Origin of the sequence: Methanococcoides seepicolus (assembly GCF_023684405.1) — an archaeon.
Taxonomy (GTDB): Archaea; Halobacteriota; Methanosarcinia; order Methanosarcinales; family Methanosarcinaceae; genus Methanococcoides; species Methanococcoides seepicolus.
Map to the genome: position 1 here is coordinate 1 of NZ_JAGSOI010000149.1, position 769 is coordinate 769.

Below are 769 nucleotides of genomic sequence, written 5' to 3' on the forward strand. Positions count from 1 at the left end.
TTCTCAACCTTCTGGAGCTTCCCACCTTCTCTTTTTTTGATAACCTGAGCATATCTGAGATTATTATCAGGGACAAGTTTTGGGATTTTAGGTCTTCCTCTTATTCCTGTTCTTGGAAACTCTTTCCTTTTTCCATATTTTTTCAAAAGAGCTTCAGGATAGAATCTTAATCCATCTGAAATAAAAAGTGGTTTTGATTCTGAAAGACATTTATCTGTAAGTTCCACTAATTTGTTTGCTACGTATTGTTTTCTTGGCCCTATTATGAAATCGATTATTAACCTGGATTTTGATGCAAAACTCACCCACAGCCATGATCCATCATCATCGACATAATTCATTGTTGATGGAACTACTTTTTTTTAACTACTGTCCAGAGTTCATCCATCTCCACCTTTGGAATATCCAGGTTTTTCATCTTTTCTTGATGTACCTTTTCACATTGTATCGCTGCACGGGATAACCAGCTACGTACCGTGACTGGCTGAACTTCCAGTACATCAGCAATTGCTTCAATACTCATTCCTTTTATAGACATTTTCAAAGCTAAGAGTATGATGGATTCATCCTTTCTAAGGTCATAAAAGAAGGTGTTAGTACGATCACAAAATACCCTGCCGCATTTGCGGCAGAGGTATTTTCTAATACGTTTACCTTTGATCTGATAAGTTCCATTACCTACAACATTACCTTTTCCAGTAAGGCCATAGTATTCACAGTCTTCATTAGGACAAGCAACATCATTAAATTTTGGTTTTGGTCCCCGTTT

1 pseudogene is annotated in these 769 nt (G+C 36.8%); it reads right to left on the bottom strand.

The window, feature by feature from the left end:
- Positions 1–769, bottom strand: a pseudogene (locus tag KDK67_RS14155) (IS1-like element transposase); the annotation flags it as partial.